Source organism: Nocardia sienata NBRC 100364 (assembly GCF_001613205.1).
In the GTDB taxonomy this organism is placed as follows: domain Bacteria; phylum Actinomycetota; class Actinomycetes; order Mycobacteriales; family Mycobacteriaceae; genus Nocardia; species Nocardia sienata.
This window is the reverse complement of sequence record NZ_BDBX01000069.1, coordinates 1-14,392: the sequence shown is the minus strand read 5'-3', so window position 1 is coordinate 14,392 and position 14,392 is coordinate 1. Positions and strand designations below refer to the sequence as shown.

The window sequence follows — 14,392 nt, the reverse complement described above, 5'->3', positions numbered from 1 at the left end:
CGCCGACGGCCCCTGTTCCGGGCCCGCGACCGCTACGCCGTCCCGGTTCCGGGGCGGCTCGGCGGTTGCAGGGCGGCGGCCAATGCCGGATTCACCGCCATCGACAGGGCCGGCAGGGACTGCACCAGCAGGTCGATCAGCTCCTCGCGGGCGACGGTTTCCTCACTCAGCCAGGACAGCGTGGTTTCCTCGGTGAACGCGACCCAGCCCCGAACAGCCAGGATCAGCCGCGGCTGTTCGCGTTCTTCCTCCGAGAGCGGGACCTGGGTGAGGATGATATCGGCGATCGCGCGCCGGGTCTGTTCCACCAGGCCCGCCAACTCCGGGCCGGAGCTGGCGGGTCCGCGCAGCAGAGCCAGGTAGGAGGTGCGGTTCTCGCTGACGTAATCGATATAGCGGCCCACCGAGTCGCGCAGCATATCGAACAGGCTCAGCGTGGGATCGGGGACGACGCGGGCCAGCAGTTCGGCGTTCGCGTGCCGGACCACTTCGAGCTGGAAGTCCTGTTTGGTGGGGAAGTAGTGGAACAGCAGTCCCCGCGAGATCCCCGCCTGGGCCGCGATCTCGCTGACCGATATGTCCTCGATCGCCCGTTCGCCGAGCATCTTCACGCCGAGCGTTATCAGCTGTGTCTTCCGTTCGTCCGGGCTCAATCGGACGCGCTTGACGGGTGCTTCCGGGCTCGTACTCACCTGTCCATCCTACTGAATGCCGTTCAATACTGTTGACTGCGACTCAATAAGCCCTTACGCTCATTATATGAGTCGCAAGGTTACAGACAAAGCTGTCGCCAACCAGCCCACCCGTCATCTGCGAACGATCATCATCGGCAGTGGTTTCGCCGGGCTGGGCCTCGCCATCCGGCTGACCCAGCAGGGCCGCGAGGATTTCCTCGTACTGGAACGCGGTAGCGATGTCGGTGGGACCTGGCGTGACAACACCTACCCCGGCGCCGCGTGCGATGTGCCCTCGCACCTGTACTCGTATTCCTTCGCCCTGAATCCGGACTGGTCGCGGTCGTTCTCCCGGCAGGGTGAGATCCAGGCCTATATCCAGGGCGTCGCCGACAAGTACAACGTGCGCGACAAGCACCTCTTCGACTGTGATGTCACCGGAGCCCGCTGGAACGCCGAGACCGCGCAATGGGAAGTGACCACCAGCAAGGGCGATTTCACCGCCGATACCGTGGTCTCCGCGGTCGGCGCGCTGTGCGAGCCCAACCTGCCCGATATCAAGGGCATCAACAGCTTCGAGGGCGAGATCTTCCACTCGGCCCGCTGGAACCACGATTCCGACCTGGCCGGTAAACGCGTCGCGGTCATCGGCACCGGCGCCTCGGCCATCCAGATCGTCCCCGCCATCGCCGGCAGTGTCGCCCACCTCGACGTCTACCAGCGCACCGCGCCCTGGCTGCTACCCCGGCTGGACCGCCCCTACCTGTTGCCCGAGCGGCTGGCGTTCAAGCACGTTCCGGGCGTACAGCGCCTGTCCCGGGCCGCGATCTACGCCGCCCGGGAGACCCAGGTGGTCGGCCTGGCGAAGTTCCCGGCACTGATGCGCGGTTTCGAGGCCCTGGCCAAGGCCAAACTGGCCATGGAGATCCGCGACCCGGAACTGCGCAAGAAGGTCACCCCGAACTTCCGCATCGGCTGCAAACGCATGCTGATCTCCAACGAGTACTACCCCGCCCTGGATCGCGACAATGTCGATGTGGTCACCGACGGGATCGCCGAGATCCGCGCGAACTCGATCGTCACCGCAGACGGCACCGAACGCGAGGTGGACGCGATCGTGGTCGCCACCGGCTTCCACGTCACCGACTCCCCCGCCTACGAGACCATCTACGGTCGCGACGGCCGCAGCCTGACCGAGGTGTTCGACGAGATCGGCCAGCAGGGTTACAAGGGTTCGGCGATCGCCAACTTCCCGAATATGTTCTTCCTGCTCGGCCCCAATGTCGGCCTCGGCCACACCTCGATGGTGTACATGATCGAATCCCAGATCAACTACATAGCCGACGCGCTGGCCACCTTCGAACGCCAGGGGCTGCGCACCGTCGAAGTACGCCGTTCGGCGCAGGACTCCTACAACTCCGCCCTGCAGAAGAAGCTCACCAAAAGCGTCTGGAGTACCGGCGGCTGCGCCAGCTGGTACCTGGACAAGCACGGCAACAATACGACCCTCTGGCCGGACTTCACCTTCGAATTCCGCCGCATCACAAGGAAATTCGACGTCGCCGCCTACGATACGACGACGGCTGCCGATGCGGCCGCTCGACCTGAACTGAAAGTTGTCACCGCAAAATGAGCCATGATTCGTACTTCCGCAACAAAGTCTGTGTGATCACCGGAGCCGGCTCCGGAATCGGACGGGCGCTGGCCGTCAACCTCGCCCGGCGCGGCGCGAAACTGGCGCTCTCCGATATCGACAGCGAGGGCCTGGCCGAAACCACCCGCCGCTGCGAAGAGCTCGGCGCGGAGGTGAAATCCGACCGGCTCGATGTCGCCGAACGCGAGGCCGTACTGCTCTACGCCGAGGCCGTGAAGCAGCATTTCGGCGTCGTGCACCAGATCTACAACAACGCCGGTATCGCCCACCACGGCGATGTCGTCAAAACCGAGTTCAAAGACATCGAACGCATCATGGATGTCGACTTCTGGGGTGTGGTGAACGGGACCAAGGCGTTCCTGCCCTTCCTCCTCGAATCCGGCGACGGTCATGTGATCAACGTGTCCAGCCTCTTCGGCCTGATCGCGGTACCCGGCCAGGCCGCGTACAACTCGGCCAAGTTCGCGGTTCGTGGTTTCACCGAGGCGCTGCGCCAGGAAATGCTGGTGGATCGCGCGCCGGTCAAGGTCACCTGTGTGCACCCCGGAGGTATCAAGACCGCCGTCGCCCGCAACGCCACCTACAGCGACGATATCGACGGCGCGAACGCCAGCTCGATGTTCGACAAGTACCTGGCCATCCACAGTCCCGAAATGGCCGCGCAGACCATCGTCGACGGTGTCCGCAAGGGCCGCGGCCGAGTGCTGATCGGCTGGGAGGCCAAACTGCTGGACCTGTTCGTCCGCACCGCGGCCGCCGGTTACCAGCGCATCGCGGTCGGCGTCGAACGACGTTTCCTGCCCTGATCGGTACCGGAGAAGGAACGACATGCGAGATATCGCGCTGCCACTGCCGCTGGCGCGGGCCGTCCTGGGCTCGATGTACCGGGTGGCGTTGCATTCCCGGCTGCCCTGGCGGGTGCAGCGGGCCCTGATCGACGCCGGTTCGGCGTTGCAGCCCGTACCGCCGGGTGTCGGAGTCGAACGGATCCGCCTGGGCGGCCGCCCGGCCGAGCGGCTCGCGCCGCCCGGCCCGGCCCCGGCCGCACCCGCCGCCGTGCTGTACCTGCACGGCGGCGGTTACGCCGTGGGTTCGCTGGCCACCCACCGCTCGCTCAACGGCCGGCTCGCCGCCGGAACCGGGCTCCCGGTGTACGCCCTCGACTACCGGCTGGCACCGGAACATCCCTATCCGGCGGCGCTGGACGACGCGGAGGCCGCCTTCCTCGAGTTGGTCGACGGACACGGCTACCGGCCGGACCGGATCGCGATCGCCGGGGATTCGGCCGGCGGCGGACTGTCCTTGGCGCTGGCCCAGCGCCTCATCGCCCGGCACGACCACACCCCGGCCGCGCTCGGTCTGATCGCGCCGTGGGTCGATCCGAACCAGCTCGCCGAACGGCCCCGCGATCTGGTCGTCAACGGCCCCTGGTCGCGGGCCTGCGCCGCGGCCTACCTCGGTACCGGGGATCCCGCCGATACCGGTTACGCCCCGCTGCACGGTGTCCTCGCGGGGCTGCCCCCGGTCTACGTCCAGGCCGATATCGACGAACTACTGCACCCGCAGTGCGTCGATCTCACCGCGGCCCTGCGCGCGGCGGGGGTCAGCGTCTCGTTCACCGAGAGCCGCGGCCTCTGGCATGTCGCCCAGCTACAGGCCGCCCTGGTGGGCCCAGCTGCTGCGGCGCTGACCGAAATGGCCGATTTTCTCCGGCAAGCCGTCGATCAGCTACCGCTGCGCGACTTAGGATGAAGGCCTGATCGGGACGCGTTTCGCCCTGGTTTCAGGGTGAAATCCAGGGCGTTTACCGGTGGCCCGCGCCCCGCCGGGTTCCGGTGGCGTAAATTACCGACGAGTTGGCAAACAGGGAAAGGCAATGATGCGCGAGTTCGAAGCCCCGGCTTCCTACACCATCCCCGAGGACGCGAACAATTCCGATAACGTGTTCCGTTTCGCGAAAGAGTCCCCCGCCGCGGTGATGTTCAACGTCCCCGACGGCACGGGCGGCTGGCGCGATGTCCGGGCCGCGGAGTTCGCGACAGCGGTCACCGATGTGGCCAAGGGCCTCATCGCCTCGGGTATCGAACTGGGCGACCGGGTCGCCATCATGGCCGCCACCCGTTACGAGTGGACCCTGCTCGATTTCGCCATCTGGGCGGCCGGCGGCTGCACCGTGGCGATCTACGACAGTTCCTCGGCCGAACAGGCGCGCTGGATCCTGCAGGATTCGGCCACCGCGCTGCTGGTGGTCGAGAACGACAAGCACCGCGGCGTCATCGACGAGATCGATCCGGCCGAACTGACCGCGCTGCGCGAAACCCTGCAGATAGACAAGGACGCGATCGACGAACTCGTCCGACGCGGGGCCGAACTCGACGAGCAGGTCGTCCACGACCGGCGCGCCCAGGTGAACGCGGCCTCGCCGGCCACCCTGATCTACACCTCCGGCACCACCGGCCGGCCCAAGGGCGTCATGCTCAGCCACGCCAATCTCTGGGCCGAGTCCCGGGCCGACCGGATCGCGCTGGCGTCGTTCCTGACCCCCGGTAAGAAGACGCTCATGTTCCTGCCGCTGGCGCACGTCTTCGCCCGCGCGGTGAGCCTGGCCGCCTTCGACGCCAAGGTCACCCTGGCGCACACCTCCGACTGGAGCACGCTGGTCCAGCAGTTCGCCGAGCACCGGCCCGATTTCGTGCTGTCGGTACCGCGCGTATTCGAGAAGGTGTTCAACGCCGCCAAACAGAAGGCCCACGACGAGGGCAAGGGCAAGATCTTCGACGCCGCCGCGGCCACCGCGATCGCCTACAGCGAGGCCCTGGGCACCGGGAAACCCGGCCTGGTGCTGCGGGCCAAGCATGCGCTGTTCGACAAGCTCGTTTACGGCAAGCTGCGGGCCGCCCTCGGCGGGAACTGCCAGGCCGCGGTCTCCGGCGGTGGTCCGCTCGGCGCCCGGCTCGGGCACTTCTTCCGCGGTGTCGGCGTCACCATTTTCGAAGGCTACGGCCTCACCGAGACCACTGCCGCCGTCTCGGTCAACACCCCCGAGCACATCCGGGTCGGGTCGGTCGGCCGCCCGCTGGAGGGTCACGCCGCCAAGATCGGTGAGGACGGCGAACTGCTACTGCGCGGTCCGGTGGTGTTCGCGGGCTACTGGGGCAACGAGCAGGCGAGTGCCGACGCGTTCGTGGACGGCTGGTTCCGGACCGGCGACCTGGGCTCCATCGACGCCGACGGTTTCATCACCATCACCGGGCGCAAGAAGGAAATCCTGGTCACCGCGGGTGGTAAGAACGTCTCCCCGGCACCCATGGAGGACGAGTTGCGCGCGCATCCGCTGATCGGCCAGGTCATGGTGGTCGGCGACGGGAAGCCGTTCATCGGCGCGCTCATCACGCTGGATCCCGAAGCACTGCCGGGGTGGAAGGAACGCAACGGCGTCGCCGGCGAGATGGATATCGCCGAACTGGTCGAGCATCCGGTCCTGGTCGCCGAGGTGGAGGCCGCGGTCGCCGAGACCAACAAGAAGGTTTCCAAGGCCGAGCAGATCAAGAAGATCAATATCCTGACCTCGGACTGGACTCAGGAAACCGGGGAACTGACCCCGAAGATGTCGCTCAAACGCGCGGTCGTCATGAAGCAGTACGCCACCGAGGTGGACAAGATCTACAGCTGATCCCGCGATGCGAACGGCCCGGTGAGCGATCCTCCGCTCACCGGGCCGTTCGCGTTCGGGCCCGGGACGGGCTAACCGGTGAGCGAGTCCGCCTTGTGCAGATCCAGAGCGCTCCGGTCCGGCGCGTCACCGGCGCGGAAACGGATGAACAGGGCCGAGGCGATCACCCCGGCCAGCAGCAGCGCGGCCGGCAGCAGGGTCGCCTGGCTCAGCGCGGTACTGAACGCCTGTTTCACCGGCTCGGGCACCTGGCCGGTACCCATCCCCTCCCCGGCGGGGGCGCCGCCCAGACCCGCCGCGCTCATCCGCGCGGCGATCAGGGCACTGATCGCCGCGCTACCGAGCACCGACCCGACCTGACGGGTCGTGTTGTAGACGCCCGCGCCCGCGCCGGCCTGGGAGATGGCCAGATTGTGGGTCGCCGTGGTCGCCAGCGGCGCCCAGATACAGGCGTTCGAGACACCGGCCACCGCACCCGCCACGACCATCCAGGTGATATTCGCGTGCGGAGCCCGCATGACCATGGCGAACCAGAAGACGGAGAGCGCGAACAGCAGGAACCCGATGGTCGGAATGATCCGCGGATGCATCCGATCGGAGATCCGGCCTATCACCGGGGCGGCGAACCCGGTCACGATGGCCATCGGAGCCAGCACCAGCGCCGACCGGGTCGGCGACATACCGTGCACGGCCTGCAGGTAGAAGTAGAGCGGCACCATCGCCGCGGTCACCGACGCACCCATACTGGCGATGGCCAGATTCGACAGCGAGAAATTGCGGTCGCGGAACAGCGTCAGCGGCAGCAGCGGCTCGCCCGAACTCCGGGCCTGGGTGACCACGAAGACGGCCAGCACCACAACCCCGGCCACGATCATCGCCCAGATCTTCGCCGACCAGTCGCTCGAATTGCCCTCCTGGATACCGAACACCAGCAAAAACATGCCGACCGCGCTCAACACCACGCCGACCAGGTCGAATTTGTGCTCATGCGTCGGCAGCGCCGGCACCAGCCAGACGGCGAGCGCGAAGGCCACCACCCCGACCGGCACGTTGACGATGAAGATCCACGCCCAGCCGAGACCGTCGACCAGCACACCACCCAGGATGGGGCCCACCAGCGTCGCCAGCCCGGCGACCGCGCCCCACATACCCATGGCGGCGCCCCGCCGGTCCGGCGGGAAGGTCCGGGTGATCACCGCCATGGTCTGCGGGGTCATCAACGCCGCGCCCAGCCCCTGCACGGCCCGCGCGGCGATCAGGGTCTCGATATCACCGGCCAGCCCGCACGCCAGCGAGGACAGCGTGAACACCGCGAGCCCGAACAGGTAGATGTTCTTGGGCCCGAACCGGTCGCCCAACCGCCCGGTGATCAGCAGCGGTACGGCGTAGGTGAGCAGATAGGCGCTCGTCACCCAGATGACCTGCGAGATATCGGCGTGCAGATCGGTCATGATCGCCGGATTCGCGACAGCCACGATGGTCACATCGAGCAGGATCATGAAGAATCCGACGACCAGCGCACCTAATGCGAGCCACGGATTGCGTTGAGTGGGCATAGCTTCCGTTCCTGTCCGAGCGGCGCCGGATGCGCCGTTTCGTGGATCTGTCGTGGTGCGCCGCACGGACGCGCCACCTGGGACTACCGGCCCACCGTACGGACGGGGCACGACAGCCGCGGCCTGCTCATGCCGTGGTCACTCCGGACTCCAGGTACGACGCCGTGGGCCGCGCCAACATTCCGGGCATATCGGACCGATCCTGGTCCTGCTCAGAGACCGTGCGCGTCGAGCCAGGTACGCGCGAGTTCCCCCGGGTCCGCGGATTCGTCCCGGACCCGCAGTACCAGGGTCGCGAGCTCGTCGGTGGTGAGTTCGCCGGCCACGTAATTGAGCTTCTCCAGCTGCCGATCGTCCAATGCTCCCTTACGCACCAGAGCGAGCGGATTCTCCGGCCTGATCACGTCCTCCGGGTCGGCGAGCACCTTCAGCCCCTCGGTACCGCCCGGCAGGAATTCGGCCGGACCGGCGAGCACCGCGGCCTGGACCCGGCCCTCCAGCAGCGCCCGCCGCAGTTCCCCGGGCTCGGGGAACACCTCGGTCGAGGCGAATGCGCAGCCGGCGATCTTCCCGGCGACCTCCGGTAGCTCGAACAATCCGGGGACGGCGGCGACACCGGCGACCATCGATGGGCACTGCGCACCCAACTGCTCCACCGAATCGATCCCGCGCTGCTCGGCGACGGCGGCGGTGACCAGGACCCGTGGCTCGAAATCCGCGCCGTCGGCCGCATCGGAGGTGATCGTCCCCTGCGGCAGCGATCCGTTCAGTTCTTCTGTCACCTTCTCGGTGGTGGTCGCCTCGGCCCCGGTGTTCAACTCCGCCAGCAGAGCGCCGTTGTGGTCACCCGCCACCGCCACGGTCCCCGCGTCCAACGCCGCGAATACCTCCGCGCGATCACCCAACCCCGGCTCCACCCGCACCGCGGCCCCGGTCCGCGCCAGCGCCTGTGCGTAGATCTCCGCCAGCACCCTTGACTCGGCTGCCTCCTGTGCCCCCACCACCAGCGGCTCGGTCTCGTCGACACCACAGGAGACGGCCAGCCCGGCGAGCACCGGCACCATCATCCGAGCAACGACACGCATCGACGCCGCCAGTACCATCGCGCGAGACACCCACTTCCGTCACCAGCCCGCCGCACCCCATCCGGGCGCCCCCGACAACCCTCAGGAATCTACAGGGTCCCCGCGCTCGGAGGGCCGGGGCGCAGCGGAAGCGCCTGGGCGCCGGGGAGAGGGGCACGAACCAAAGGGTGGGGCGGAACTCGCACCTTGTGAACCCCCGCCGAACTCGGCACCGAGCGGGCACGGCCGTTCTCGGACAGCACCGGACGGAGGCCCGCCGAGTGGTCGAGTCGGCATACGCCCCGGATATCCAAATGCCGACGCAGCCCAAGTGCGTCGAGTTTTGCGAGACACCTCAACGGGTGAGGCCCGTCTCGCCCCTTGACCGAAGGTCTCAATGGTCGCTCTCTATGGACGGCCCACCGCACATCGCAGGCGCGAGTCTCGAGGCCTGAACAGCGAGACACAAGGGGGGCCTCAACCCCGCGGCGCCGCAGGCGCCGCAAAAAACTACAGCACCCGGCCCAGGGTGGCGGCCGAGTGCTGTAGTCGCGGTTACCGCCCGGGTAAGGCGGAACGATCTATCAGGCGACGCCCTCCGCGCGGGCGGCGGCGGCGACCGCGTCGGCCACCGCGGGGGCGACGCGCGGGTCGAGCGGACTGGGCACGATCTTGTCGACGGCGAGTTCGTCGGCGACGACGCCGAGGATGGCGTTGGCGGCCGCGATCTTCATACCTTCGGTGATACGCCGGGCGCCCGCGTCGAGCGCGCCCTTGAACACGCCGGGGAAGGCGAGCACATTGTTGATCTGGTTCGGGAAGTCGCTGCGTCCGGTGGCGACGATGGCGGCGTACTTGCCGGCCACATCGGGGTGGATTTCCGGGTCCGGGTTGGACATGGCGAACACGATGGACTCCGGCGCCATCGAGGCGATGAGCTCTTCGGGGATGGTGCCCGCGGACAGGCCGAGGAACACATCGGCGCCGGCGAGGGCGTCGGCGGCGGTGCCGGTCAGGCCGCGCGGGTTGGTGCGCTGGGCCAGATCGGCTTTGACCGCGTTGAGGTCACCGCGGTCACGGCTGACGATGCCCTTGGAGTCGAGCACGGTCACATCGGCGACGCCCGCGGCGAGCAGGATGTTGGTGCAGGCGACACCGGCGGCGCCGGCGCCCGACACGACCACTTTGAGGCCCGCGGTGGCACGGCCCTGCACTGCGGCGGCACCGTTGAGGGCGGCCAGCACCACGATGGCGGTGCCGTGCTGGTCATCGTGCATGACGGGGCAGTCGAGGGCTTCCACGACCCGCTTCTCGATTTCGAAGCAGCGGGGGGCGGAGATGTCCTCCAGGTTCACGGCGCCGAAGCTGGGGCGCAGACGGATCAGGGTTTCGACGATCTCGTCGACATCCTTGGTGTCCAGCACGATCGGGATGGAGTCGAGTCCGGCGAACTTCTTGAACAGCGCCGACTTGCCCTCCATGACCGGCAGGGAGGCGCGCGGGCCGATATCGCCGAGGCCCAGCACCGCCGACCCGTCGCTGACCACGACCACCAGGCGGTCGGTCCAGGTGTAGCGCTTGGCCAGGCTCTCGTCCTCGGCGATGGCGCGGCTCACCTGTGCCACCCCGGGGGTGTAGGCGATCGATAGGTCGCGCTGGGTGGCCAGCGGCGAGCTGAGCTCGACCGAGAGCTTGCCGCCGAGGTGACCCGCGAAGATCTCCTCGTGAGTGATCGCCGAGAGATCTTGGATCTCTTCCTTGCTGGCGGTGGCGTTCGGTGCGTCAGTCACAGAGGACACGATTTCACTCCTGCTGGTTGCGGTCGTAACCGGTGGACGGTTACCGCCGGGTATTTGGTGTTATCTGCGTCATATCGTTCATCGGTGGCGCGACCAGGATGTTTCCCGGCGCAACCGGTACCCGGAAGATCCGGGGAGCCCGGACACAAGGCAACGGAGGGTGGCGCTGGTTTCGGGCAGCGACGGTCCGGGTGGATATCGGACGGTTGGCCCGAATGAACTCGACCGGTGCCCGTTTCCCGTCACGACGGTGCGTCGTGGAGCGGCGGGCGCCTGATATCCCCGACCCGGCGGTGGCAACGATCGGGAATCCGCAACATTCTGCCAGGCCCCGGATCGTTCGCCAAACCGGGCCCGGCGGATTGCGCGTTTCGGACACCACGGGGCCAGCGTAGGCCGTGAGCATTACCTTTCCATGAGCGGAAACTCGCGGGCGGCGCCACGGTCCGGTGAGACACCTCAAAGGTCCGGGGAAGCCGGGTGAACCCGGCGAGGGGCCTATCGCGCGGCCGGTCAGCCCCACCACTGGGTCCACAGCAGGATCGCGCCGGAACCCAGCACCACCACCGCCGCGCCGAGGCTCGCCGCACCCCGTACCCGATCCGAATAAACCTGTGCCACAACGGCTGTCGTCGCGACCACGATATGCCAGGCCACCGATTCGGCGCCGGGCCCGGGGAACCCGCGGCGCTCACCGATGATTTCCGCACCGATGACGACCAGCGCCAGCAGCACCAGCCCGGCCGCCACCACACCGCTGATGGCGCGCACCGGTCTCATGAGGCCAGCACCGGTACGCCGGTGGCCCGGCCGGCCAGTTTCTCGAACTGCGCCGGTTCGGTGGTGCATTCACCCAGGCCGATGGTCTTGTTGGCGCCGTGGTAGTCCGAGGACCCCGTCGCCAGCAGCCCGCATTCGCCGGCCAGTTCACGCAGCATCGCTCGGTCGCGGGGGCTGTGGTCGGGGTGATCGACTTCCAGGCCGCCCAGTCCGTGCGGCGTCAGATCCCGCACCTCCTGCAGGTCCAGCAGCCGGCCCCGGCTACGGGCCCGCCCATGGGCGAGCACGCTGACGCCACCCGCGCGGGCGATCATTTCCACCGCCCGGCGCAGCGGGGTATCGGCTTTCTCCACGTAGTAGGGGCCGTCCGAGGCGAGCAGATCGGCGAAGGCGGCATCCACCGAGGGCACCACACCCGCCTCGACCAGGGCACGGGCCAGGTGGGGGCGGCCCGCGGCGGGACCGGCGGCGGCCAGTACCGCGTCCGGGTCGATCGGTAGCCCGTCGGCGGCCATCTGTTCGGCCATGGCACGTAGCCGCTCGACCCGTTCGGCGCGCAGCCGTTCCCGTTCGGTGGCGAAACCGCTGTCGGCGGGATCGAACAGGTAGGCCAGCAGATGCACCGAGACGGGATAGCCGTCGACACCGCGGCCCACGCACGACATCTCCATACCCCGGATCAAGGTGAGCCCGGCCGGGCGGGCGGACTCGGCCTCGGCCCAGCCCGCGGTGGTGTCGTGATCGGTGATCGCGACGACGTCCAGCCCGGCATCGGCTGCTTTGCGCACCAGTTCGGCCGGGCTGTCGGTGCCGTCGGAGGCGGTGGAGTGGGTATGCAGATCGATGCGCACCCGTCCAGTCTTCCAGTGGTCGTCCGCAGCGCTGCCGGTGCGGGGCGGCAAACGCGGGCGGGGCGCTGTCCCCGGGCCGCGGTGACCGGAGCTGTCCGCGGAGGTACCGGCCCGTGTATCGCCGAGAAGTAGCATCGACGCGTGCCTTCCATTCCGCTGCCGTTCCATGGTCCGGGACGGACGCGGCGTTCCACCGCGGTACCGCATATCCGGGTGCCCACGGCGCGTGCGGTCGTCGATTGCGCGGTCTATGTGGACGGCAGCCGTCTGCCGGGCCGCTTCACCCACGAGAAGGCGCTCGCCGTCGCCCGGGAACGCGGCGGTTTCGTCTGGCTCGGTCTGCACGACCCTGACGCCGAGCAGATGGGGGAGGTGGCCGATACCTTCGGGCTGCACGCCCTCGCCGTCGAGGACGCGGTACAGGCCCATCAGCGGCCCAAACTGGAGCGTTACGACGACACCCTCGTGATGGTCATGCGGACGGTCGCCTACCGGGAGCACGAACTGCACACGGTCAGCGAGATCGTCGAAACGGGAGAGTTGCTGATATTCACCGCACCCGATTTCGTCATCGCCGTCCGCCACGGCGAACATTCGCCGCTCGCTACGGTGCGCCGGGACCTCGAAGCCGACCCCGCCCGATTGCGGCTGGGCACCGGCTCGGTGCTGCACGCCATCGCCGACCACGTGGTCGACTCCTATATCGATGTAGTACAGGAGGTGGAATTCGATATCGACGCAATGGAAGAAGAAGTGTTCACCCCGCGCTCCCGGCTCACCGTCGAGGCCATCTACCAGCTCAAACGCGAAGTGGTGGAACTACGGCGCGCGGTCAATCCGCTGGCACTGCCACTACAACTGCTGGTGCACAAGGAGGATCTGCCGATCGACCCGGAGATCCGGCGCTACCTGCGCGATGTCGCCGACCACCACACCGGTGCCGCCGAACGCATCACCGATTTCGACGATTCGCTCAGCGCTCTCATCAGCGCCGCGCTGACCAAGATCACCGTCCAGCAGAACACCGATATGCGCAAGATCTCGGCGTGGGTCGCCATCGCCGCCGTGCCGACGATGATCGCCGGTATCTACGGGATGAACTTCGAGCACATGCCGGAACTGAAGACCGGCTGGGGCTATCCGGTGGTGCTCATGGTCATCCTCGGAATCTGCCTGACGCTGCTCGCCCTCTTCCACCGCAACGACTGGCTCTGACCGGGCCCGTCCACCACCGCACCCGGCACCCGGACGCTACAGCGAAGCCGCGCCGCGACCGGGGTCCAGCACATCGATCCCGGCCTCGGACCAAGCATCCCGCAGCGCCTGCGCCCCGCGCACCCGCACCCAGGCCGCCTCGGTCGCCGTCACCGGCGTCACCGTGAAATACCGCACCGGCTCGGCCGGATCCGGTAATTCGATCTCCGGGATCTCCCCCGCGCCCAGCAGCACCGCCGTGAACGGTGCGTCCTGCCAGATCGGTTCGCCCAGATCCAGGAGCGCGTCGGCCTGCAGCACAACACCTTCGACCGCCGGCGCCGCCGCCAGCACTCCCAGCGTCCGGGCCACGCCCGCCCCGGCACCGGCCGCCGACCGCACCGTCAGCACCAGCTCGGCCCGCGGACCGCGCACCGGATCGGCGTGCAGATCTCCCGGATCACCCATCGGATGGCGTGAGCCGCCGACCGTCAGATAGTGCGTCACACCGTCGCCGGGGATGCGCAGGATTTCGATCGGCTCCAGACCCAGGAAAGTCATCGACGCGGTATCCACCGCGCCCGCGTCCACCCCGAAGAAACTCGCCACCGCCGTCCGGACGCGTTCGATCACGTCCATGCGCTAGATGGCCAGCTTCGCGAGCAGATCCCGGGCCTGTTCGGCGGTCTTCGGGTCACACAGCACGTCGTAACGACCCGCGACCAGCTGCATGGTCGACGCGAAATCCCGCTGGCCCCGAGTGGCCGCGTACGGGATGGTCGTCGAGATGACCCCGAAGATGATGCCGCCGACCAGGCCAACCACCAGCGGGCCGGCCATACCGTTGGTGGTGAACAGGCTCAGCAACAGACCCAGGAACAACCCGAGCCACGCACCCGAGACCACGCCCCCGCCGATCACCTTGCCCCAGTTCAAGCGGTACAGCACCCGCTCCACCTGCATCAGGTCCACGCCGACGATGGTCACGTTCTGCACGGGGAACTGATTGTCCGCCAGATGATCTACCGCGCGCTGCGCCTCGGCATAGGTCGGATACGAACCGACCGGCCACCCGGAAGGGGGCGTGGGCAGCCCCTGCCTACCGCGATTCGAGCCTCCAAGAGGGTTCGTCATAAGTCCATTCTGT

General features: G+C 67.9%; 13 protein-coding genes. 5 read left to right on the top strand and 8 right to left on the bottom strand.

Annotated elements, in window-relative coordinates:
* Positions 1–32: 32 nt before the first annotated feature.
* Entirely contained in the window at positions 33–692 is a 660-nt protein-coding gene (locus NS4_RS28795; protein WP_063062631.1) for a TetR/AcrR family transcriptional regulator, read from the bottom strand.
* A gap of 67 nt (positions 693–759) precedes the next feature.
* Between NS4_RS28795 and NS4_RS28790 the strand changes: the two genes are divergently transcribed.
* The 4 genes from NS4_RS28790 (at position 760) to NS4_RS28775 (ending at position 6,001) form a co-directional block, all read left to right on the top strand.
* Positions 760–2,307 (top strand): flavin-containing monooxygenase, encoded by a 1,548-nt coding sequence (locus NS4_RS28790; RefSeq protein WP_063062630.1) that lies wholly within the window; start codon positions 760–762, stop codon positions 2,305–2,307.
* The gene (locus NS4_RS28785) at positions 2,304–3,134 is read left to right on the top strand and encodes an SDR family NAD(P)-dependent oxidoreductase (protein WP_063062629.1); all 831 of its coding nucleotides are present in this window, start codon (positions 2,304–2,306) and stop codon (positions 3,132–3,134) included. The genes NS4_RS28790 and NS4_RS28785 overlap by 4 nt, the downstream gene beginning before the upstream one ends.
* Positions 3,135–3,156: 22 nt before the next feature.
* On the top strand, positions 3,157–4,080 hold the full coding sequence (locus NS4_RS28780) for an alpha/beta hydrolase (protein WP_063062628.1): 924 nt from the start codon (positions 3,157–3,159) through the stop codon (positions 4,078–4,080).
* Between the two features lie 127 nt (positions 4,081–4,207).
* Positions 4,208–6,001, top strand: a complete 1,794-nt coding sequence (locus tag NS4_RS28775; RefSeq protein WP_063062651.1) for an AMP-dependent synthetase/ligase — start codon at positions 4,208–4,210, stop codon at positions 5,999–6,001.
* A 71-nt stretch (positions 6,002–6,072) separates the two neighbouring features.
* Here the strand turns inward: NS4_RS28775 and NS4_RS28770 are convergent, their stop codons facing one another.
* The 5 genes from NS4_RS28770 to NS4_RS28750 all read right to left on the bottom strand — a co-directional run bounded on the left by NS4_RS28770 (position 6,073) and on the right by NS4_RS28750 (position 12,051).
* Positions 6,073–7,557 carry a DHA2 family efflux MFS transporter permease subunit gene (locus NS4_RS28770; RefSeq protein WP_063062627.1) on the bottom strand — a complete coding sequence of 495 codons (1,485 nt, stop codon included), beginning with the start codon at positions 7,555–7,557 and terminating at the stop codon, positions 6,073–6,075.
* A 212-nt stretch (positions 7,558–7,769) separates the two neighbouring features.
* On the bottom strand, positions 7,770–8,642 hold the full coding sequence (locus NS4_RS28765) for a glycine betaine ABC transporter substrate-binding protein (protein WP_245665817.1): 873 nt from the start codon (positions 8,640–8,642) through the stop codon (positions 7,770–7,772).
* A gap of 563 nt (positions 8,643–9,205) precedes the next feature.
* Positions 9,206–10,411 carry an NAD(P)-dependent malic enzyme gene (locus NS4_RS28760; protein WP_063062625.1) on the bottom strand — a complete coding sequence of 402 codons (1,206 nt, stop codon included), beginning with the start codon at positions 10,409–10,411 and terminating at the stop codon, positions 9,206–9,208.
* 522 nt (positions 10,412–10,933) lie between these two features.
* Positions 10,934–11,200 (bottom strand): hypothetical protein, encoded by a 267-nt coding sequence (locus NS4_RS28755; protein WP_084487819.1) that lies wholly within the window; start codon positions 11,198–11,200, stop codon positions 10,934–10,936.
* Positions 11,197–12,051: a PHP domain-containing protein gene (locus tag NS4_RS28750; protein WP_063062624.1), complete on the bottom strand. Its 855-nt coding sequence runs from the start codon at positions 12,049–12,051 to the stop codon at positions 11,197–11,199. Before NS4_RS28750 ends, NS4_RS28755 begins: the two co-directional genes overlap by 4 nt.
* A 141-nt stretch (positions 12,052–12,192) precedes the next feature.
* Between NS4_RS28750 and NS4_RS28745 the strand changes: the two genes are divergently transcribed.
* A complete protein-coding gene (locus tag NS4_RS28745; protein ID WP_063062623.1) occupies positions 12,193–13,266 on the top strand; it encodes a magnesium and cobalt transport protein CorA in 1,074 nt (357 codons plus the stop codon).
* A gap of 36 nt (positions 13,267–13,302) precedes the next feature.
* On the opposite strand, the gene NS4_RS28740 is transcribed toward NS4_RS28745, so the two are convergent.
* Positions 13,303–13,884 carry a suppressor of fused domain protein gene (locus tag NS4_RS28740; RefSeq protein WP_084487818.1) on the bottom strand — a complete coding sequence of 194 codons (582 nt, stop codon included), beginning with the start codon at positions 13,882–13,884 and terminating at the stop codon, positions 13,303–13,305.
* Positions 13,885–13,887: 3 nt separating this feature from the next.
* On the bottom strand, positions 13,888–14,379 hold the full coding sequence (locus tag NS4_RS28735; RefSeq protein ID WP_030522047.1) for a YflT domain-containing protein: 492 nt from the start codon (positions 14,377–14,379) through the stop codon (positions 13,888–13,890).
* Positions 14,380–14,392: the final 13 nt, after the last annotated feature.